Annotated in this window: 19 protein-coding genes; 8 read left to right on the forward strand and 11 right to left on the reverse strand. The window is 68.9% G+C overall.

Features of this window, described 5'->3' with window-relative positions; all coding sequences use genetic code 11:
* Positions 1–199 precede the first annotated feature (199 nt).
* Positions 200–2965, forward strand: coding sequence for an SNF2-related protein (locus LZ199_RS37530; RefSeq protein ID WP_253998598.1), 2766 nt, complete (start codon positions 200–202; stop codon positions 2963–2965).
* Here LZ199_RS37530 and LZ199_RS37535 read toward each other — a convergent pair.
* From LZ199_RS37535 to LZ199_RS37555, 5 genes are all read right to left on the reverse strand, one after another.
* The gene (locus LZ199_RS37535; RefSeq protein WP_253998599.1) at positions 2947–3318 is read right to left on the reverse strand and encodes a Smr/MutS family protein; all 372 of its coding nucleotides are present in this window, start codon (positions 3316–3318) and stop codon (positions 2947–2949) included. The genes LZ199_RS37530 and LZ199_RS37535 overlap by 19 nt on opposite strands.
* Positions 3239–3550 (reverse strand): hypothetical protein, encoded by a 312-nt coding sequence (locus tag LZ199_RS37540; RefSeq protein WP_253998600.1) that lies wholly within the window; start codon positions 3548–3550, stop codon positions 3239–3241. The genes LZ199_RS37535 and LZ199_RS37540 overlap by 80 nt, the downstream gene beginning before the upstream one ends.
* A 44-nt stretch (positions 3551–3594) precedes the next feature.
* The gene (locus tag LZ199_RS37545) at positions 3595–4650 is read right to left on the reverse strand and encodes a DUF72 domain-containing protein (protein ID WP_253998601.1); all 1056 of its coding nucleotides are present in this window, start codon (positions 4648–4650) and stop codon (positions 3595–3597) included.
* A 129-nt stretch (positions 4651–4779) separates the two neighbouring features.
* Positions 4780–5421 (reverse strand): response regulator, encoded by a 642-nt coding sequence (locus LZ199_RS37550; protein WP_253998602.1) that lies wholly within the window; start codon positions 5419–5421, stop codon positions 4780–4782.
* Positions 5418–6584 carry a sensor histidine kinase gene (locus LZ199_RS37555; RefSeq protein ID WP_253998603.1) on the reverse strand — a complete coding sequence of 389 codons (1167 nt, stop codon included), beginning with the start codon at positions 6582–6584 and terminating at the stop codon, positions 5418–5420. The genes LZ199_RS37550 and LZ199_RS37555 overlap by 4 nt, the downstream gene beginning before the upstream one ends.
* A gap of 138 nt (positions 6585–6722) precedes the next feature.
* Here LZ199_RS37555 and LZ199_RS37560 point away from each other — a divergent pair, with 138 nt between their 5' ends.
* Positions 6723–7460 (forward strand): DUF2306 domain-containing protein, encoded by a 738-nt coding sequence (locus tag LZ199_RS37560; protein WP_253998604.1) that lies wholly within the window; start codon positions 6723–6725, stop codon positions 7458–7460.
* Here the strand turns inward: LZ199_RS37560 and LZ199_RS37565 are convergent.
* The 3 genes from LZ199_RS37565 to LZ199_RS37575 form a co-directional block, all read right to left on the reverse strand.
* A complete protein-coding gene (locus LZ199_RS37565; protein WP_253998605.1) occupies positions 7450–8373 on the reverse strand; it encodes a diacylglycerol/lipid kinase family protein in 924 nt (307 codons plus the stop codon). The genes LZ199_RS37560 and LZ199_RS37565 overlap by 11 nt on opposite strands.
* A gap of 200 nt (positions 8374–8573) precedes the next feature.
* On the reverse strand, positions 8574–9098 hold the full coding sequence (locus tag LZ199_RS37570; protein WP_253998606.1) for a hypothetical protein: 525 nt from the start codon (positions 9096–9098) through the stop codon (positions 8574–8576).
* Between the two features lie 137 nt (positions 9099–9235).
* Positions 9236–10123 carry a PhzF family phenazine biosynthesis protein gene (locus LZ199_RS37575; protein ID WP_253998607.1) on the reverse strand — a complete coding sequence of 296 codons (888 nt, stop codon included), beginning with the start codon at positions 10121–10123 and terminating at the stop codon, positions 9236–9238.
* A 134-nt stretch (positions 10124–10257) separates the two neighbouring features.
* Between LZ199_RS37575 and ehuR the strand changes: the two genes are divergently transcribed.
* Complete coding sequence (ehuR, locus tag LZ199_RS37580) at positions 10258–11661, forward strand: MocR-like ectoine utilization transcription factor EhuR (protein ID WP_253998608.1); 1404 nt, start codon at positions 10258–10260, stop codon at positions 11659–11661.
* Here the strand turns inward: ehuR and aspS are convergent, their stop codons facing one another.
* The gene (gene aspS, locus LZ199_RS37585) at positions 11662–13479 is read right to left on the reverse strand and encodes an aspartate--tRNA ligase (protein ID WP_253998609.1); all 1818 of its coding nucleotides are present in this window, start codon (positions 13477–13479) and stop codon (positions 11662–11664) included.
* A 178-nt stretch (positions 13480–13657) separates the two neighbouring features.
* Here aspS and LZ199_RS37590 point away from each other — a divergent pair, with 178 nt between their 5' ends.
* The 4 genes from LZ199_RS37590 to LZ199_RS37605 all read left to right on the forward strand — a co-directional run bounded on the left by LZ199_RS37590 (position 13658) and on the right by LZ199_RS37605 (position 17307).
* Complete coding sequence (locus tag LZ199_RS37590) at positions 13658–14788, forward strand: hypothetical protein (protein WP_253998610.1); 1131 nt, start codon at positions 13658–13660, stop codon at positions 14786–14788.
* A 24-nt stretch (positions 14789–14812) separates the two neighbouring features.
* A complete protein-coding gene (locus LZ199_RS37595) occupies positions 14813–16102 on the forward strand; it encodes a hypothetical protein (RefSeq protein WP_253998611.1) in 1290 nt (429 codons plus the stop codon).
* The gene (locus LZ199_RS37600; RefSeq protein WP_253998612.1) at positions 16102–16884 is read left to right on the forward strand and encodes a hypothetical protein; all 783 of its coding nucleotides are present in this window, start codon (positions 16102–16104) and stop codon (positions 16882–16884) included. Before LZ199_RS37595 ends, LZ199_RS37600 begins: the two co-directional genes overlap by 1 nt.
* 180 nt (positions 16885–17064) lie before the next feature.
* Positions 17065–17307 carry a YHS domain-containing protein gene (locus LZ199_RS37605; RefSeq protein ID WP_253998613.1) on the forward strand — a complete coding sequence of 81 codons (243 nt, stop codon included), beginning with the start codon at positions 17065–17067 and terminating at the stop codon, positions 17305–17307.
* A gap of 71 nt (positions 17308–17378) precedes the next feature.
* On the opposite strand, the gene recJ is transcribed toward LZ199_RS37605, so the two are convergent.
* Positions 17379–19091 (reverse strand): single-stranded-DNA-specific exonuclease RecJ, encoded by a 1713-nt coding sequence (recJ, locus tag LZ199_RS37610; RefSeq protein ID WP_253998614.1) that lies wholly within the window; start codon positions 19089–19091, stop codon positions 17379–17381.
* A 227-nt stretch (positions 19092–19318) separates the two neighbouring features.
* On the opposite strand from recJ, the gene LZ199_RS37615 reads away from it, so the two are divergent.
* Positions 19319–19918 (forward strand): outer membrane beta-barrel protein, encoded by a 600-nt coding sequence (locus tag LZ199_RS37615; RefSeq protein WP_253998615.1) that lies wholly within the window; start codon positions 19319–19321, stop codon positions 19916–19918.
* 103 nt (positions 19919–20021) lie between these two features.
* Here the strand turns inward: LZ199_RS37615 and secF are convergent, their stop codons facing one another.
* Entirely contained in the window at positions 20022–21191 is a 1170-nt protein-coding gene (gene secF / locus LZ199_RS37620; RefSeq protein WP_253998616.1) for a protein translocase subunit SecF, read from the reverse strand.
* Positions 21192–21195: the final 4 nt, after the last annotated feature.

The raw sequence follows: 21195 nt of genomic DNA on the forward strand, positions 1-21195 counted from the left end.
CTCGCGAAGATGTCCAGCGGAAAGTTCGCGCGGCACTCATTTCTGGAGTACGCGCGCGTCGCTCGCGAAGAAGCATGCCAATCGCGCGGAGGCCTAGAATTCGGCCTCGGAGACGACCCCCTTTACACCGGAGCCTCCGTCAACAAAATGGCGCGTCTCTCTCGCCCGCTGTGTCGGTGGGCGCCCCGAAACAGAGCGGATGGAGACGGTCTTGGCGGAGGTCGCAAGGGGATTGAGGTTGGAGGTCGAGGCGGACGCGGCGGCCATCGCCGCGCGCGGAGCGGAGGCCACGGAGCCATCGCCCCGGACGACGCTGACCCCCTTCCACGAACGCCTGCTGGCGGAAGAGCTGCTGGCACGCAGTGGTGATACGCAACAACGGTTGGCGGGAGCCCTGTCCGAAGCGAAGGTCGACCTCAACCCGCATCAAGTCGAGGGCGCCATGTTCGCGCTCGACTCGCTGTCGCGCGGCGGCTGCATGCTGGGCGACGAGGTGGGCCTGGGGAAGACCATTGAAGCCGGGCTCGTCATCGCCCAGCTCATGGCCGAGGGGAAGACGCGCATCCTCATCCTCGCGCCGGCCACGCTGCGCGCGCAGTGGAACAGCGAGCTGCGGGAGAAGTTCGACCTGGACAGCGTGCTGGTGGACGGCCGCACCGTGCGCGCCACCGGCAACTGCTTCGACCAGCCCTTCCCCGTCATCTGCTCGCACCCCTTCGCGGCCAACAAGGCGCACCTGACGTCGGAAATCCCGTGGGACCTGGTCGTCATCGACGAGGCCCACCGCCTGCGCAACGCGCACCGGCCCAACAACAAGATGGGCCAGGCGCTCAAGGCGTCCCTGGCCGGCAAGCCCAAGCTGCTGCTCACCGCCACCCCGCTCCAGAACGACTTGATGGAGCTGTTCGGGCTGATGTCGCTCCTGGACGAGCAGATTCTGGGGCCCGAGCACGCCTTCCGCAGCCGCTACCGCGTGGACGAGGGCGGCGGCATGTCCGAGGCCGCCGCCGGAGAGCTCAAGGAGCGCCTTGCTCCCGTGGTGCAACGCACGCTGCGCCGGCAGGTGCGCGAGTACGTGCGCTACACCAACCGCCGCTCCATCGTGGAGGACTTCACGCCCTCGCCCGAGGAGCATGACCTCTACGAGAAGGTCAGCGAGTACCTCCAGCGCTCGGAGGCCGCGGCGATTGAGCCCGGCAAGAAGACGCTCCTGACGCTGTGCTACCGCAAGCTCCTGGCGTCCTCCACGTACGCCATCGCCCCGACGCTGCGGCGGCTGTCGGACAACCTGGAGAAGCGACTGGCGGCGGCGAAGCTGGGCCAGCAGGCGCTCGCGATGTTCGAGCCCGAGGAGGCCAAGCAGTTCGTCGAAGAGGGCGAGGAGTGGTCCGATGACCCGGCCAAGGCGCCCAACGTGCGCGCCCTGGAGCAGGAGGTCTGGGAGCTGCGGCAGTACGCGGACCTGGCGGACTCCATCAAGGTCAACGCCAAGGGCGAGGCCCTCAAGCGGGGCCTGGACCGCACCTTCACGGTGATGCGCGCGCACGGCTGGCCGGAGAAGGCGCTCATCTTCACCGAGTCCAAGCGCACGCAGCAGTACCTGTTCAACCTCCTCTCGGAGAACGGGTACCGGGGAAAGATTTCGCTGCTGTCGGGTGACGCCGGCACGCCGGAGGACCGGCGCGCGCTGGTGGACGACTTCCGCAACAAGACGCAGATCCTCATCTGCACCGAGGCCGGCGCCGAGGGCCTCAACCTCCAGTTCTGCAACCTGGTGGTGAACTACGACCTGCCCTGGAACCCGCAGCGCGTGGAGCAGCGCATCGGCCGCTGCCACCGGTATGGCCAGCAGCGCGACGTGCTGGTCATCAACTTCCTCAACCGGATGAACGCGGCGGACGCGCGCCTGTTCGAGCTGCTGGAGAAGAAGCTCAACCTCTTCGACGGCGTCTTCGGCGCGTCGGATGAAATCCTGGGCGCGCTGGAGAGCGGCGTGGACTTCGAGCGCCGCGTGCTCGACATCTACCAGGGCTGCCGCAAGGTGGAGGACATCAACGCGGCGTTCGACAAGCTGCGCTCGGAGATGGAGGGGCGCATCAGCCAACGCATGACGGAGATGCGCTCGGTGGTGCTGGAGCGCTTCGACGGCGATGTCCGCCGCCGCCTGCGGGGCCAGGGAGAGCAGACGAAGGAGGCCCTCGCGAAGCGGCAGCAGGAGGCGCGCGCGCTCACCAGCTCCGTGCTCGGAAGCCGCACCTCTGGCCGGCTCGAAATCGCCAAGGCCGCCTATGCCGTCAAGGAGCGCAAGCAGGACGCCGTCAGCTACCTCCAGCTCGACGCCGCGGGCCTTCCCTCACGCCTGGCGCGACTGGCCGGCAGCGAGGGCTGGTGGTTCGCCTACAAGTTCGAGACGACGGGCCTGAAGCCGGAGGAGAAGCTGGTCCACCTGGTGCTGGTGAAGGACCGCGAGGGCAACTTCCGCGCCCTGCCCCTCCAGGACGGCGCGCACTTCGTGAAGCTGGCCGCGAAGGAGGAGAAGCGCCGGCAGCCCGCGCCCGTATCCGTGCAGCTCATGCAGGAGCAGTCGCTGATGACGGCGAAGGACGAAATCGTCCGCGCCGCCGAGCGCCGCAATGCCCTGGAGCTGGACAAGGCCAAGGAGCGCGCGGACCGCTACGTCGAGGACTGCCTGATGGAGTCCCGCGAGGGCGTGGAGGCGGCCCGCCAGCAGTGGATCGACGCGCGCAAGCAGGTGTCGTCCGTGGAAGACATCGCGGAGCGCGCGAAGGCGCGGGCGCACTCGGACCGGATGGAGCGCGAGTACCGCCGCAAGCTGTCCTCGCTGCGCAACGAGGAGGAGAAGCGCTACGCCGCCAAGGACCGGCAGCTCGCGGAGCTCGCGAACAAGGCCAAGGTGAACGAGAAGCGCTCGCTCATCGCCTCCGCCTACTTCTGGCTGTCCTGAGGCGGCAGCGGCTTGAGCCGCACCCACGTCGCGCCCCAGCCTCCATCGAACTCGGAGGCGGGGCGGAACGACTCCACCTCCTCCAGCTTTGGCAGCAGGGCGTGCACCGTGCGGCGCAGCGCGCCCGTGCCCTTGCCGTGGATGACCCGCACGTCGAGCAGCCCCTTCTGGCGACAGGCCCAGAGGTACTCGATGACGAGGGGCTTCACCTCGCGAGGCTGGAAGAAGTGCAGGTCGAGGGTGCCGTCGATGGGCAGCTCGACGACTTCATCGTCAGGGGGCGGGGGTTCCGGCCCCTCCGGCGGGAGCGAGGGCTCGCTTGCTGGGAGAGGGGGCAGGCGTCGTGGGCTCATTCGTCCATTCCCCCGACTCGCGCTTCTGGCGCTCGGCCTCCACACGCCGCCGCTCTCGGGCCACCCGGAACTGCTCCGACACCGAGTCGACCTCCTGCTTCAGCGCGGAGAGGTGCTTGTTCCAATCCTCCTCCGTCGCGGTGACGTGCTCGTTCGCACGTTCATCGCGCGCGCCCGCGCCTCCGGCTGTCGTCATTTGAACCAGCAGTGCGGCGATGAGGACGGACTTCATGCCCCCTCAAGTAAGCAAGTGTTGTGCATGGGCGCAAGGGGCGTTCATGACGCGACGCTCCGCTGGTCCCCCTCCGTCGACCTGCTCGTGACGATACGCTCCGCCAGTTTGATGGCGGACAGTGGCGCGCTGCCCTCGGCCTTGTTGTTGATGGTGACGAAGACGGGGCGCTCGCGGCGCAGGGCGGCCAGACACGCGCGGGCCAGCAAGTCGCGGGTGGGCACGTCCTCGTCCACCAGCCGGTTGAAGGGCGCGTAGCGAGCGCGAGCCTCCTCGTAGCCCAGGTTCGGCGGCAGCATCCACCGTACGACGAGGGCCCGTGCGTCCAGCGCCCGTGTGCGCTTCGCCTGAATCCCCATGGAGGGCATGTGGGCCCACACCGCGAGCACCGGACATGCCCCCACGTCCGCCAGCGCCTGCGCGAAGCTCTCCGTCAGCAGCTCCTCGTTGCGCACCTCCACCGCGTACAGCGGGCCCTTGGGGAGCGCGGAGAGGAACGCGTGCAGCCGCTCCACGAAGCGCGCGGTGCCCCCCAAGACCTGCGGGTCCTGCGGTGGAAATTGGAAGACGAGCGGACCGCCCTTGTCGCCCAGGCCGTCGACGAACGGGCGCACCACGTACTCCTCCGCGTAGGCCGCGTTCAGGAACCGCTCGTTGAGCTGTCCCCGGTGCGCGCCGTAGCGCTCGTGCATGGGGAAGCGCGCCAGGGTGCAGGCCTCGTGTGCCTTCACCAGGAAGCGGAAGTCCGCGGGCACCTGCTCGGCGTACTCGGCGAAGGCCTCGGCGTTGATGGGGCCGTAGAAGGTCCGGTCGATGCCCACGGTGCGCAGCACGGGGTGGCGCGCGTACGCGGACAGGCCCTCGCGCGCGAGCTGCGACGCGGCGGCCTCGTGGTCATAGACGAGACCGGACCAGCCGGGGAACGTCCACGACGAGGTGCCCAGGTAGACGCCCGTCGGCAGCTCGCGTCCCAGGTCGGCGAGGGGCTCCGGCACCGGCGCGGGGGCTACCGGCTGGGTCCTGCTCCGGCTCCGCGCGGGCGGCTCGATGGGCGCGCCCGTGAAGAGGTCGAGCTGGGAGGGTCCGCGCTGCTGGGCCATCGGGCATCTCTCTTGTGTCCTACGGACACCGGAACGCGGTGCCGCGCGTCCAGCAGGCATAACGCCGGACGCCACCTGATGCAGGAGGTTGCCTCAGAATCCGGGGACTACCCAAGAGGGATGTACGGCCTACAGGCAGCCGAGTTCCATCGCCCGGAGCACCGCTCGAGTCCTGTCCCGCACACCGAGCTTCGACAGGATGCTGGAGGTCTGGTTCTTCACCGTGCCCTCCGCCGTGCCGAGCGCCTGGGCAATCTCCCGGTTGCTCAAGCCCCGGGCGATGAGCCGCAGCACCTCGACCTCCCGCCGCGTGAGGCCCTCGGGAAGCTCGGCGGCCGGAAAATCCCGGGACAGCTCCAAGAGGCCCCGAGCCACGCGCTCGGCGACACCGGGAGGCAGCAGCGTCTCTCCGGCGTGGACCCGGCGGATGGCGTCGGCCAGTTCGTCCAGCGACACGTCCTTGAGGAGGAAGCCCTGCACGCCCGCGCGCAGCGCCTCGACGATGGCGGCGTCCTCGTCGAAGGTGGTGAGCAGCACCACGCGACGGTGCACGGGTCCGCGACGCAGCTCCCTCAGCGCCTCCAGGCCCGTCATGCGGGGCATGCGAACGTCCATCAGGACGACGTCGGGGTTCAGCTCCTCCGCCTTGCGCAGCGCGTCCTCGCCATCCACGGCCTCGCCCACCACGCGCAGGTCGGGCGTGAGGTCCAGCAGCCCGCGCAGCCCTTGGCGCACCAGCGCATGGTCATCCACCAGGACGAGTCGAATCACGCGTCGGCCCTCCGCTCGGCCGGCAGCCACGCATCCAGCTCCCAGCCCTTCCCTGCCTCCGCGCGCCACTCCACGCCGCCTCCCAATCGGGTGAAGCGCTCTCGCATGCCCGTGAGGCCCGCGCCGGGCGTCGTCGGTGCCTGCGCCCCTCGACCGTCGTCCCGGGTCGTGACGCGCACGCCACCTTCGTGTGTCGGGACGATGCGAATCCAGAGCTGCGATGCCTGGGCGTGGCGCAGCGTGTTCGTCAGGACCTCCTGGACACAGCGGATGAGCGAATGCGTCGCCTCGGACGAGTCGAGGACCAGCGACTCCGGAATCTCCAGGTGGACCGTGAGGCCGGGCACGTCTTGCGCGAGCCGGCGCAGCGTGGCCAGCAGGGGCGCGGGGGTGTCACGCAGCGCGGACACTGTCTCGCGCACCTCGGACAGCAGCGTGCGGGCGGCTTCACGCGCGCGTCGCAGGTGCTCGGCGGAGGGCGTGTCCTTCGCGGTGTGCACGGCGGCTTCCAGGTTGAGGGACAGTGCGGTGAGGTGGTGGCCCAGCGAGTCGTGAAGTTCGCGGGCGATGCGCAGCCGCTCCCCTTCTCGCTCGCGCGCGGCGAGCAGCACCTGGGTGGCCTGAAGCTCCGCGTGGAGGCGCGCCAGCTCACCTCGCGCTTCGGCCTCGCGAACCATGACGATGGCCGAGCCCAACGTGAAACCCTGGAAGCCGATGTAGATGAGCGCCTGGAGCAGCGCGCGCGACAGCGGGTAGATGGAGACGAAGACGAGCAGCATGGCCACCGACTGCGCGAGGACCCAGAGCATCGCGCGACGCTGGGACAGCAGCTCGGGCGCCTGGGCCGCGACGATGGCGAGCAGCGCCCCGTCCACGCCCGTGCGACTGGTGGCGACGATGACGAGCGCGCTGACGGACTGAATCCCCATCATCACCACACCGTCCCGAGTCACCGTCTCCGAGCGGGCGTTGCGCCAGTAGGCCAGGCCGAATGCGAGAAAGGCCGCCCACCACGCCAGCTCTCGCGGAGTGAAGAGCAGCGCGGGCTCTCGCAGCACGTCCTCCACATGCGGAGAACCGACGACAGCCCACGTGAGCAGCCCCGCCATGCGCAGCAGTCTTCGGATGGACGCGGGCTTCCGCGCGGCGTGCTTCAGGGACATGGGAGCGGAGCATAGAGCCCGCCTCGGAGGCAGGACATATGCCGGAAGTCACAGCGCCCCCGTGTGACTTCCAGCCGATGTGGACACGGGAGCGCCTGCGTACCGTGGCTTTCGTCTCGCAGCACCTCGGAGGCCTGCATGTCTTTCTATTATCTCGCCCGTGCCATCCACATCATGGCGGGGGTCGTCGGCTTCACCGCGCTGTGGTTGCCCCTCGTCGCGCGCAAGGGAGGCTCGCTCCACCGGCGCGTGGGCTGGGTCTACGTGGGGGCGATGGGCGTGGTGGCCCTCACCGGGTTGATCATCTCCACCTGGAGGTTCATGCAAGGCCCCGAGAATCAGTCCCACGCGCTGTTCTTCATGCTCCTGAGCGTGATGAGTGGAACCTCCGCGTCCATGGGCGTGCGGGTGCTGCGCACGAAGTCACGCACGACGGCACATCGCCACCCCTTCGACCTGGGCCTCTCCGCGCTGACCCTGGCGCTGGGCCTGTTCACCGTGGCGTGGGGCCTCGTGAAGGGCGTGCCGCTCCTGTGGGGCTTCGCGCCCGTGGGAATCCTCACGGGAGCCTCGTCGCTGAGGTACTGGCTGCGTCCGCCTCAAGAGCGGATGCACTGGTGGTTCCAGCACATGGGGGCCATGGTGGGCTCGGGCATCGCCACGCTGACGGCCGTGCTCGTCGTCAATGCGCGGCACCTGGGCATCGAGGGCATGCAGCTCGCGGTGTTCCTCGGCCCCACGCTGGTGGGCGTTCCGGGACTCAAGCTGTGGGAGCGCTACTACCAGAAGAAGTTCGCGCCCAAGGCCAAGAGCCCCGCGCCCAAGAGTGCCGTGGCGCCTGCCCCTGGGGAGCAACCGCCCTTGGCTACACCTTGATGCGAATGGCGGCGGGCAGGAGCGTGAACGTGGCGGGCAGTCGGCCTGGCGTCTCTCCGTCGACGTCCAGGAAGACCTCCTGGCCATCCACCGACTCCGCATGGACCTTCTGGCAGCGCAGGCGACGCGTGCCCTTCCAGGTGACGTGCGAGCCGTTGTAGACGCCCTTGGACTTGAGGAGGAAGTCGCTCAGGCCGTAGCCGGACCAGATGGTGATGTCGAACACGCCATCATGGGTAATCGCCTCGGGGGCGACGAACATGCCGCTGCCGAAGTAGCGACCGTTGGCCACGGCGACGGCGGTGATGTCGAGCGTCTCCGCGGGCCCATCATCCGTGGACAGCCGTACCTTGCGCTCGGTGTACTTCACCAGGCCCTTGAGCGTGCCCCAGACGAAGCTGAAGTTGCCGCCGAGGGCCTTGCTGCCGCTGTTCACCTCGCGAGCCACCACCGCGCTCACGCCGAACGAGGCGATGTTGGCGAAGTAGCGCGTCGCGGGATTGCCGTCGTTGTCGATGAAGTCGAGCCGGCCGACATCGAAGGGCTCGGTGGTGTCCGAGCGGAGCCGCTCCAGGGAGGACTCCAGGTCGAGCCCCCAGCCGAAGGTGCGGCGGAAGTCGCCACCGGTGCCGCGAGGGATGAGGCCAAGGACGGCGTTCGGGTTGATGGCCTTGCCGTCGCGGAAGAAGCCGTTGGTGACTTCGTTGAGCGTGCCGTCGCCGCCGACCGCGACGATGCACTCGTAGCCCTGGTCAATCGCCTCGCGGGCGATGCGCGCGGCATCCATGCCGCCCTGGGTGAATCCGTGCCCGAACTCACCGAGCACCTTCCCCACCTGCGCGGCAATCTCGACCCAGCGCTTCCCTGTCTGGCCATTGGCGCTGCGCGGATTGACCACGAGGAACGTCTTCATCGGCACCTACCCCTCCCTGTAACGCCCCTGTTTACGCGGTTGTGGCGCGGTACTCCACTTCGCGACGCCCCCCAGGGTCGTCCAGGTCCCCCGCCACCCGGCACACGGCTGACGCACCGCACAGTGAGGTCCGGCTCCAGCCAGCCCCCCCACGACTGGCCGCCTCTCTGGAATGTGCCTTCAGGGGCCCAAGGCCGGGTTCAATCGCCCACCTCACGGCGGGCCCCGACGTTCCACGAGGAAGAGAGGTCTGCGTCGCAGAAGACGCAGACGAACCATCCGTCCTTCACCAGGGTGACCTGGCCACATGCCGTACACCGCCGGAACAGCATCTCGGTGGTGAAGCCCGACGGAGGCCTCAGGCCCGCCCGATTCAAGGCCCCCTCCACGGCAGCCCAACAGGTCACATCAGGGCAGTAGCCAGTGGAGAGGTTCGTCACCTCGACAACCGAGGGCTGGGGCGAACCGTCGCGGAAGCGAATCTCGCCAGCGGCAAGGACCTCTTCACCGCTGGCGCACGCGACATGCTCGGACCTCCGAGGCGCGAGCCGCAAGCGTCCACGCAAGTCGACCACATACGTCGCACCCTCGACGAGCGCATCGGGGTTGGCGGCAAGCCAATCCTGGACGTCCTCCAGGGAGCTGACCGGCGTACCAGCCGGGGCATCCGAGGAACGGCGTCGTATCTCCTGGGGACCAACATACGGGTAGGCAAGGAAGCGCATGCGTCGCGGACGGCTCGGGACTCGGTTTGCGGACGAGTCCTCCCAGTGAGCACTCCACACGGCGGAGTGTCCGTGTGGAGCGAGCAAGGTCCGCCGACGACAGGCGTCCTGGAACAAGGGCGAGCCGCTCCGCTCCGCTACACGTGCAGCGTGCCGTCGAGGACCGTCACCGCCACTCCGCCGATGCGAGCCTGCTCGGGCTGCCCGGCGCGCCCCGTGACTTCAACCTCGATGCGCCCCGGCTTGCCCATGGCATCACCCTGCTCGATGCGAGCGCGCACGGTGCCACCCTCGGCTGGCAGCGTCAGCACCCCGTGCATCGCCAGGTACATGCCGAGCGGCCCGGCCGCCGAGCCCGTGGCGGGGTCCTCCGCCACACCCATGCCGGGCACGAAGTAGCGCGAGTGCGCCACGCTGCCCGCCTCCAGCGTCTCGCGCGTGAAGAAGTACGCGCCACTAAGCCCATGGGGCCGAAGCAGCACGTCCAGTGAGTTCGAGCGCGGGGCCAGCTCCCACACGTCTGCCCTCCGGCGGAACGGCACCATGATTCGGTGCGCATTGCGACGCACGGGCAACGAGCCATCCACCATGTCCACCGTCCCACCCACGAGCGCGAGCACCTGCTCCAGCGGCACCGGCGTCTCCAGCCACGGATGCCGAGGGGTGACAATCCACGCCCGGCTTCGACGCGCGTCCACCGACTCCAGCTCCACGTCGAGCACCCCCGCCGCGCACTCCAGCTTGAGCGCTCCCGCCCGAGGCACGAGCCCGCGCTCGGCCAACAGGTGGAACGTCGCCACCGTGGCGTGGCCGCAGAAATCAATCTCGCTCGTCGGAGTGAAGTAGCGCAGCCGCACGCCCTGCGCCGTGGGGCCCGAGACGACGAATGCCGTCTCCGACGCGCCCACCGCCGCGGCGATGCGCTGCATGGCCTCCACCCCCAGTCCCGCCGCGTCCAGCACCACACCCGCGCGATTGCCTGCCCCAGCGGTCTGCGTGAAAGCGTCGACGATGGTCACCTGCATGGCGTGCCTCTCCCATCCACGGCCCCGGGCCCAAGCCCGCACCGTCCTTCGAGTGTACCGACACAATCCAACTCAAGAATCGACACAATCGATACATTGCGCGAACACGCCCGGCAACTGTATGCATTGTCACCATGACAATCTGGACGCCCAACCTGCGGGGCCGAGAGGGGCCGCTGTACCGAATCCTCGCGGATGCGCTCGGCGCGGATATCGAGGAGGGACGCCTCGCCGCCGGAACCCGCCTGCCCACGCACCGTGAACTGGCGGAGAAGGTGGGCGTCACCGTGGGCACCGTGACACGTGCCTATGCGGAGGCGGAGCGCCGGGGCCTCATCGGCGGCGAAGTCGGTCGAGGCACCTTCGTGCGCCACCGGGACACCCCGCGTCAGTTCCCACAGCCCACTCAGGACGCAGGCGACGACACCCTCATCGACCTGGGCCTCAACTGGCCCGCGACCCCATCCGGAGACCCCGCCGGTGCCGCGCTGAAGAAGTCACTGGAGGCACTGCACCGCTCCACTCACCTCTCGGAGCTGCTCGACTACCAACCCCACGCGGGCAACACAGCGCACCGTGAGGCCGGCGCCGAGTGGATGTCCCGCTTCGGCCTGGACGTGGAGCCCTCGCGAATCATGGTCTGCTCCGGCGGGCAGCACGCGATGGAAGTCGCCCTCAGCACCCTCACGCGCCCCGGCGACACGGTGCTCTGCGAGTCACTCACCTACCCGGGCCTCAAGGTGCTCGCGAGCCGGCTCCACCTGCGCCTTCACGGCGTGGCCATGGACGAGCAAGGCCTCCTCCCGGACGCCCTGGAGACCGCGTGCCGCACCGGCGCGAAGGTCCTCTTCTGCCTGCCCAACCTCCAGAACCCCACGGGCGCCGTCATGCCCGAGGAGCGCCGGCGCCGCATCGCCACGGTGGCTCGAAGACACGGTCTCGCGGTGGTGGAGGACGACGCGTACGGCCTCCTCCTCGACAAGCGTCCACCGCCGCTCTGCACGCTCCTGCCGGAGTCCGGCTGGTTCATCGCCGGCGTCTCCAAGCTGCTCGCCCCGGGGCTGCGCATCGGCTACCTCGCGGCGCCAGCGGGACCGAGCACCGAGCGACTCGCGGAAGAAGCCGCCCTGGCCGCGCGAATGACACCCGCGCTCACGGCCGACATCACCGCGCGCTGGGTTCGTGACGGCACCGCCGACGAGCTGGTGGTGCGACGCCGCCGAGAAGCCCACGAGCGACTGGAGCTGGCGAGGGACGTGCTCGGGGACCTGTTGCCACGTCAGGGCCGAGCCACCACGTACCACCTGTGGCTCAAGCTCCCCTCGCCCTGGCGCGCGGAGGCGTTCACCTCGCAGGCCCGGCGGCGCGGCGTGGTCGTCATGCCCGCCGAGCTGTTCACCGTGGGCCCGGCCACCGCTCCAGCGGCGGTGCGCGTGTGCCTGGGGACTCCACGCACCCGCGCCTCGCTGGAGAAGGGCCTGCACCGACTGCGAGAGACACTGGAGGGGGGGCCGGAGCCCCTCGCCTCCATCGTCTGACTACTTCTGCGGGAGCGGCACCGGACGGACATGCAGCTCGCGAAGCTGCTTGTCGTCCACGTCGCCGGGCGCGCCCGTCATCAGGTCCGTGCCCGTCTTCGTCTTGGGGAACGGAATCACGTCGCGCAGGGACTCGGCGCCGGTCAGCAGGAAGGCGAGCCGGTCCATGCCCAACGCGATACCACCGTGCGGAGGCGCGCCGAACTTGAGCGCGTCCAGCAGGAAGCCGAACTTCGCCTGCGCCTCCTCCTCGCCGATGCCCAGCGCCTTGAAGACCTCCGCCTGGACCTTCGGGTCATGCAGACGGATGGAGCCGCCGCCAATCTCGAAGCCGTTGAGCACCACGTCGTAGCGGTGGCACTTCACCCGGCCCGGGTCGGTGAGCAGGAACGGCACATCCTCGTCATGCGGACGCGTGAAGGCGTGGTGCGCCGCCACCCACGTGTTGGACTCCTCGTCGTGCTCGAACAGCGGCGGGTTCACCACCCACAGGAACTTCCACTGGCCGCCGCTGCCGTACTCCGGAATCAGCCCCAGCTTCTTGGCGACGTGCACGCGCAGGTTCGCCATCACCGTGTGGACCAGCGACTCCTTGCCGAACTGGAACAGGAGCAGGTCGCCCGTCTTCGCGCCCACGGCCTGGTTGATGGCCGCGCGCAGCGCCGGGGTAATCGTCTTGGACAGCGGAGACTGCGTCCACTCGCCGCCCTCGCCCACCTTCGCGCGCGCCAGGCCCTTCGCACCGGCCTGCTTGGCGAACTCCTCCAGCTTGTCGCTCTCCGCGCGGCTCATCGCCTTCTCCGCGGGGACGACCATCGCCTTGACGATGCCCTTGTTCTGCACCGCCTCGAACATCATCGGCACGCCGCCCGCTTCACCGTGCTCGCGAATCAGGTCCGTGAGTACCGTGTGCTCCAGCCCGAAGCGCAGGTCCGGCTTGTCGTTGCCGTACTTCGCCATGGACTCGTAGAAGTCCATCCGCGCGAAGGGCGTGGGCACGTCGATGCCGAGCACCTCGCCCCACAGCTTCTTGATGAGCCCCTCGATGATGGTGAAGATGTCGTCCTGGCTGACGAAGCTCATCTCCACGTCGATCTGCGTGAACTCCGGCTGCCGGTCCACGCGCAGGTCCTCGTCGCGGAAGCACTTCACGATCTGGAAGTACCGGTCGAAGCCCGCCACCATGAAGAGCTGCTTGTAGAGCTGCGGGCTCTCCGCCAGCGCGTAGAACTTGCCCGCGTTCATCCGGCTGGGGACCAGGAAGTTGCGCGCGCCGCCGGGCGTGTACTTGCCCATGAACGGCGTCTCCAGCTCCAGGAAGCCCTTGTCCACCATGTACGCGCGCGTCAGCGAGTGCATCTTCGAGCGCGTCATCAGCGACTTCTGGAGCGGCGCCCGGCGCAGGTCCAGATAGCGGTGGGCCAGTCGCTTCTCCTCCGAGGTGTCAATCGAGTCCTCGATGGGGAACGGGGTTGGCTCGGAGCGATTGAAGATGGTGAGGTCGGTCGCCTTGATCTCGATCTCCCCGGTCTTCATCTTCGGATTCACGTTCTTGCCGCGCGACACGACCTTGCCACGCACGCCGATGCAGAACTCCAACCGGAGGCTGCCCGCCAGCCCATGCGCTTCCGCGTGGTCCGGCTCGAACACCACCTGCGTCAACCCATCCCTGTCCCGGAGGTCGATGAAGACCGCGCCGCCGTGGTCTCGACGATTGTGCACCCAGCCGAAGAGGACGACCTCTTCGCCAACATTGGTCGCGGTGAGCTGACCGCACGTGTGGGTACGCTTGACCTCGGAGATGAACGGGACCGCCATGGAGACCGCCTGCGTGGTTCGTAGAAGGAAAAGGCGCGGCACCATAGAGACCGTGGAAACGATGCGTCAAGGAGTCCGCGCCGTGCTGACTGCTCTCAAACGGTCGACTCTCGGAGCGAGTCCTGACGCTCCTCGCCCCCGCGCGCGACTTCTGGCCGCCCCGTGTGTTGACCTGCTCATGAAGGGGGAGCCAGGCACGCGCAAGCCCGGGCCCTGGGCCCTGCCTCGCCAGGCAGGCGTGCTGCTGGGACTGGTGGTCCCCCTGCTCGCCGCGCCGCCGGCCCGCGCCGAGTCCGGGGACACCACCGTCAGCGTGGAGACCACCGTCGGCAAGGACTTCCGCGCCTGGAGCCTCCTGGGTGACGTGGAGCTGCGCGACGGCGCCACGTTCCTCACGCTGGGCTACACGGGAGCCCGCCCCGAAGCGGGCACCGCCCTCACCCACCAGCTCAGCCTGGGCGCGGACCAGGTGCTGGGCGACCACTGGCTCTTGTCCGGCATCATCAGCGCGAGCCTTCCCAAGGACACCACCGTCGAGCTCGTCCCCAAGCGCCCCGCGCGGCGGCGCCGCCCTTCCGTGGACGCAAGCACCGGCTCCGCCAGCCAGGGCGCGCTCCTGTCGCTGGCCTATGACACAGCGGGCCTCTCCGACCTGGAGCTGGGCGCCGACGCGAGCCTCTCCCTCACCCGCCACCCGCTGCGCCGGGAGCTGCGCGTCACCAGCGCCCAGGGCAACACCACGCGCTTCGCCCACGAGGACATCCTCTGGGCCGCGCGGCCCGGGCTGGGCATCCGGCTGCTGCCAGGCACGCACTGGGAAGTGGGCGCGCGGGGAAGCCTGTCCCTCTACAGCGAGGACCCGCTGTCGGCCGGCCAGTTCACCCGGGAGGAGCAGGCCGCGCTGGTCCGCCGCTTCAGGAACGCCTTCGCGACGCGCCGCGCCCTGCGCCGCTACCAGGCCCGCGTCAACCGGGACCTGGGCACCGTGCTGGCCCGGCGCATGGCGGACGCCAACGCCACCGCGGGCATCCCCACCGCGCCCTCGCGCTTCGACGTCAGGCCCTCCCTCACCTGGAAGCCCGGACGGGACGTGCGGGGGCAGCTCTCCTACGCCTTCACCCGCTACGTCGCGGGCGAGGGGTGGTCCCACCTGCTGGGCACCCGGTGGACGGTGAGGTTGGGGGCGCCACTGAGGGTATGGGCCAGCGTGGCGCTCCAGGAGGACCACCTGGAGGCCGTGGACCCGGGGGAGACCCCGTCCCCGGTCCGTTCCGGCCTGATGACGCTCGGGGGGGAATACACGTTCTGAGCGGACCGGAGTAAAACGGCCTCCATGCTCCGAACAGTCATCGCCACCACCGCCGTGCTGGGCCTGGCCGCCGGCTGTGCGCCCGACACGAGCGCCCCGGTCAAGATTCGCGCCCTGGTGCTCTCCAGCAATGGGCAGTACGTCCCCGAAGAGGTCGAACTCAAGACGATCTCCGACGTCGTCGGGCTCAGCGGCAGCGTCGCCGACCTGCACGGCGGCGCGCGCATCGTCTACGACTCCAACGACCAGGACCTCGTCAACGCCAACACGCCCGAGGCCTTCGCCAACGCCCTGCTCAAGGGCGAGGGCCGCGACGTCACCGCCAGCTACATCTCCCAGGATGACGTCCTGTGGCCGGCGGACTTCCACACCTGGAACATGGTGACGACGTACTACAACCTCGAGCGCGCCTTCGATTACTTCCACGACGTCACCAACATCCCGACGGCCGACTTCAAGAAGCCCGTCAAGACGTTCTACTTCCCCGACTTCACCATCGCCGACGTCAGCCGCGACCCGCTGAGGGACAACGCCCTGTATTTCTCGGCGATGGAGTCCTTCCTCGTGCTGCCCTTCGATGAGCTCCAGCGCGCGCCGCTGGCCATCAACGCGGGCGTCATCACCCACGAGTACTCGCACCGCATCTTCAACCTGAAGGTGTACGCCGGGCAGGCCTTCCCCGCCGCCCTCACCGCGTGGGCCTCCGTCGGTGGCCCCAGCCAGGGCGCCAACATCCTCAAGTCCTTCGACGAAGGCCTGGCGGACCTGCACGCGTACGGCGCCACCTGCCGCACGAAGAACGGCTGCGACACCCGCTTCCTCTCCACGTCCTTCGAGGGTCCCGACTACGGCTCCATTCCGGCCGACCGAGACCTGGCGAAGGCGGACCGCTGCATGGACGCGTCCCTGCGCGACAGCATCCGGGGCAACAGCCTGGATGAGTTCAGCGGCAAGGAGTACCGGGTGGGCACGCTGCTCGCCAGCGCGCTGTACCAGGCCGGCGAGGCCACCGGGCAGCGCGACATCCTGCTGCGCTCCATCATCACCGCCTACAGCGACTCCTCGACGACGACGCCCGGCCTGCTCCAGCTCACCCAGCAGCACATCTCCGACCAGACGAAGTTCGACCTGGCCGTGGCGTCGAGCGCCATCATCAGCCACATCACGGACCTGCGACTGAAGGAAGCCGTGTGCAACGAGCTGATGGACCACCTGCAGATTCCCCGCGATCTGCTCGTGAACACCACCAATCCCAACCTCTGCCCGCCCAGCGCCGCTGGCGGCACCACCTGCCCCCGACTGAGCGTCGACTGATGAGGACCGCCCCCGTGAAGAACTGGCTCACCCGCTGCCTCATGGGCGGCCTGCTCGTGGCGACCCCCGCCTTCGCGCAGGATGACGACGACCCGTACGCCTATCCCGAGGACGAGCCGGGCCCCAGCCAGGAGCAGATTGAAGAAGAGGAGGCCGCCGAGCGCCGCCGTCGCAACGTGGACCAGGCCGACGAGTTCCGGAACGCGTCGGAGCAGGAGGGCGAGGAAGGCGACTTCAAGGAGCTCGCGGGCCTGGACGACCCCAGCATGGGCGTGGGCGTGGAGCTCCTCGCCGGCGCGCTCCTCCTGGAGAGCCCCCGGGGCCGCTTCGCCGACACCGTGCTGGGCCTGGGCGTGCGCACCACGTGGGAGTTCGGCCGCACGTTCAACCTCGAGCGCTTCCGCGAGAACCTCTGGGCGGACCTGCGCTGGACGTACGGCAACAGCAGCGACGGCACCGACTTCATTCGCGGCAGCACCAGCCAGCACTACTTCACCATCGCCCCGGCCTACGAGATCAAGTTCGGCAAGTCCGACTTCGGCTTCTTCGGCCAGGTGGGTGCCGGCGTCGCCTACCAGACGACCTCCATCACCGTGGACGCCAACGAGACGAAGGTGAACGGCCTCAAGCCCCTCTTCCAGTACGGCGTGGGCCTCCGGGGCCGTCCCCAGCTGTCCCGCAACGGCAACTTCCGGCTCTCCTTCCGCCTGGAGGCCCTGGGCTACCGCCGGGGCTACATGAACGACTTCTTCCTGGGTGGCAGCGTCGGCGCCACCTTCTGAAGAACACTTGCCACCCGCGCGCGCCCCCTAAGGAGCGTGAACGGGTGGAAGTTTTTCCGCCTCCAACCCTCCGTGCGGCCCCTCGCTCCTCGGCATTCCGGGGAGTTGGGGGTTGGCATATGCCCTGCTTGTAGCCACCGTCGGGAATGGGCGTGGGGCCCCAGGGCGGGGAGGCGAGGCATGAGGGACGTGCAGGGGCAGGGGCAGCAGGGACAGGGCAAGCATTGGGACCCGGTGTGCGGCAAGCAGCTCGAGACGCTCGAGAGCCAGCCGTCCTCCGAGTACAAGAAGCGCCGGTACTTCTTCTGCTCGGAACGGTGCCGCCATGCCTTCGAGCGGCAGGCCGAGCGCTTCCGACTCAACGAGCTGGCGCGAGTGGGCGCGTTGATGACGCCGGGTCGGGTGCGCTGGGGACTGGCCTGAGCTGACGGCCGTCACCCACAAGGGCCCGCGGGCAGTGCTTCCGCGGGTCCTCGCTTCATCCAGATGCGGGTCTACGCGGCGACGCGCACGTCCTTGAGGCGCAGCGACAGCTTTCGCTGACCTCGGAAGGTGTCGAAGCCCGCCTGGAAGGCCAGGTCCACCGGCCCATCCACCATCCGCACGCGGTCCGCCATGCCGAAGCCGATGGCATCCAGCTCCGGCGCATCCGCCAGCGCCAGCTTGAGGTGTCCGCTGCTGCCCGCCGCCTTGGCCGGCAGGACGCGCGAGCGGGCCACCTGGTGACGCAGCACCAGCACCGGCTCCGGATTGCCCTGGCCGAAGGGCCCCAGGCGCTGGAGGGCCTCCACGGCCGTCGCATCCAGCTCCCGGGCGCTCACCACCGCGTCCACGCGGCAGCGGGGGATGAGGTCTTCGGGGGTGAGGCGCTGCCAGGCAATCTTCTCGAAGGCCTCGCGCAGCGCGGGCAGCCTGTCCGCGTCGATGGTGAGGCCCGCGGCGTGCTTGTGGCCGCCGAACTTGGTGAGCAGCTCCGAGCACCCGCTGAGCGCGTCGTAGAGATGGAAGGCCTCGATGCTGCGCGCCGAGCCCTTCCCCACCCCGTCCTTCACGCCCACCATGACGGTGGGCCGGTGGTAGCGCTCCACCACGCGCGAGGCGACGATGCCGATGACGCCCGGGTGCCAGCCCTCGTCGTAGAGCACGAAGCCGCGCGCGTCCTTGTGCTCCTCGGCCTGGGCCAGCGCCTGCGTGAGGATGCCGCTCTCGATTCCCTGCCGCTCCGCGTTGGCCCGGTCCAACACCGAGGCCAGCGAGCGCGCCGACTCCAGCGTCTCCGAGCAGAGCAGCTGGAGGCCCAAGGACGCGTCATGCAGCCGTCCGGCGGCGTTGATGCGAGGCCCCAGGCGGAAGCCCACCTGGCCCGCGGTGATGGGCGTGTCCGCGTCCATCCCCGCCGCCTCCTTCAGCGCGCGCACGCCCGGGCGGCGGGCGGCCGTCAGCTCCTGGAGGCCGTGCGTCACGAGGATGCGGTTGGCGCCGGTGAGCGGCACCACGTCCGCGACGGTGGCCATCGCCACCAGGTCCATCATGGCGCGGAGGTTGGGCTCCTTGCGGGTGGCGAAGTAGCCGTCATCCCGAAGCCGCTTGCGCAGGCCCATGCAGAGGTTGAAGGCCACGCCCGCGGCGCACAGGGCCTTGGTGGGGTACTCGCAGCCGGGCTGATGCGGGTTGAGCACCGCGACGGCGGGCGGCAGCGTGGGGGGCACCGTGTGGTGGTCCACGACGATGACGTCCAGCCCCAGCTCCTTCGCGCGGGTAATCTCCGCCACGGAGGTGATTCCGCAGTCCAGAGTCACCAGCACCCGCGTGCCGTCCGCGGCGATGCGCTCCACCGCGGACATGTTGAGGCCGTAGCCCTCGTCCAGGCGGTGGGGGATGTACGTGGCCGGCGGAACGCCCAGCTCCTTCAGGAACAGGAACATCAGCGACGTGGAGCACACCCCATCCACGTCATAGTCGCCGTACAGCGTCACCTTCTCGCGCCGGTGCAGGGCACGCACCAGCCGCTCCACGCCCGCCACCATGCCCTTCATCCGGAAGGGGTCTGGCAGGTCCGCCAGTCGGTCCGACAGGAACGCGGAGGCGGACTCTGGCGTCCGGTATCCGCGGTGCAGCAGCACCCTCGCCGCGAGCGGATGGAGCGACAGCTCCCCAGCGAGCAACCCGACCTCCTCCTCGACCACGTCTGGAAGCAACCACCGCACTCGCAGCTCCCCTCCTCGGCCACCGGGACTGCTCCGTGGCCGGGACGAAATCTTGACACGGCGACAGTACCTCAGACGTCTGACGAGGATAGTCCAACCTTGGGCACGACATTTCCCTTCCTGCTCAAGCGTTCAGGCGTGCGCTCGGCCTGTCGCCTGCTGGTGGGGAAGCGCGCCGTCCATCCGGTGCACAGGTTGATTGCACACCACCTGACAGGGAGGACCGCATGGCCGCAAAGGGTATCCAGGTCGGCGCGCTGGCGCTCGCGCTGCTCGCCGCGGGCACGGCATCAGCGCAGGAACGAAAGCCGGGCAAGCGAGGCGACGTCAACGTGTTCCTCAAGGGAGGCCTGGGCGATTACACGGGCAACCTGGGAGATCTCACGAGCACAGGTCCGGCATGGGGTCTCACACTCAACGTGCAGCCCACCACGTTCCTCGGATTCGAGCTCGGCTACGAGGGTTCGCAGAACGGCATCGACGACCTCCGGCTGCTGGATGACGGCCCCTCCATCGTCCGCCAGGGCGGTAGCGCCCTGGTGAAGCTCTCCCCGCCCTTCATGACGGCGGTGCGGCCCTTCGTCGGAGCGGGCTTCGGCCTCTCCTATGTGGACGTGCGCGGCATCGGTGGCGGGCTCTACGACTCCGACACCATGGAGGAGCTGCCGCTCGCCGCGGGCCTGGAGTTCAACAGCGGCGCCCTCACGGCCGGTGTCCGAGCCACCTGGCGCGTGCTGCTCGACAACGGCTTCGCCAACGACGCGCTGGACGAGGACACCGACGGCGGCCTCCTGGACGCCTCGGTGACGCTGGGCGCGCGCTTCTGACGCAGCCCCCGCCTGAAAACAACGAGGGCCCTGCCTCCCGTGAGTGGGAGACCAGGGCCCTCGTCGCGTCCGACTCCCGCGAGCGGGAGCCAGGCCAGGTGGCCTAAGCCGCCTTCGGCTCGTGCTTCATGCCGTCGCCGTGACGGCCTTCCTTCGCCGCGGCGCGCTCGTCCAGCCAGATGGTGAGCGGGCTGGCAATGTACACGGAGGAGTAGGTGCCGACGAGGATGCCCACGAGCATCGCCATGGCGAAGTCGAAGATTTCGCCCACGCCGAAGATGAGCAGACCGATGAGCGACAGCGCCGTCGTGCCGGACGTGAGGATGGTGCGGCCGAGCGTGTCGTTGATGGCGATGTTGATGACCTCCGCCAGCGGCTTGCCCTTGTACTTGGCCATGTCCTCGCGGATGCGGTCGTAGATGACGATGGTGTCGTTCACCGAGTAGCCGACGATGGTCAGCAGCGCGGCGATGGCCGTGAGGTTGAACTCGCGGCGGCTCACCAGGTAGTAGCCGGCCACCATGATGACGTCGTGGAGCATGGCGAGCAGCGCGCCCGGGCCGAACTTGAAGTCGAACCGGAACGCCACGTAGATGAGGATGGCCACCATCGAGTACAGCAGCGCCATGACGCCGCGGTTGCGCAGCTGCTTGCCCACCTGCGGGCCCACGTAGTCCACGCGGCGCTGCTCGAAGTCCGGCTTCTCCAGGCCCTCGTTGAGCGCGGAGAACACCTTGTCCGCCATGCCGCTGGCGACGACCTGGTAGTCGATGCCGGTGCCACCCTGGTTCTCGCCCAGGACGCGGACCTCCTGCACGCCGGTGCCGGAGTCCTGCACCGTCTTCTTGATGAGTTCCACCGTCAGCGGGGTGGCCGAACGGAAGTTGATGATGCCGTTGGAGAGGTCCGCGTAGACGTTGCGGACGGAGCCGAGCGACTCGATGGCCGTCTTGGCCTTCGCGGCGTTCTCCTCGTTGAGCTGGGTGACGCCACCCATGCGCAGGAGGAAGGCGTTCTCGTCGGCGCTGCCGATGTTCTGCACGCTCACGTCGTGCAGGCCACCCTTCTGCGCGCGCTCACGCACTTCCGCCGCGGTGACGGGGTGGTTGAACTTCAGCTCCACCACCGTGCCGCCGGCGAAGTCCACGCCGTAGTTGAACCCCACCGTGGCGATGCCCACCAGGATGGCGAGGTTGATGAGGGTGGAGATGAAGATGGCCGGCTTGCGCTTGCCGATGAAGTCGAAGTTCGTCTTGTTCTTGAGGATCTGCATGGCA

Origin of the sequence: Myxococcus qinghaiensis (assembly GCF_024198215.1) — a bacterium.
GTDB classification, from domain to species: Bacteria; Myxococcota; Myxococcia; order Myxococcales; family Myxococcaceae; genus Myxococcus; species Myxococcus qinghaiensis.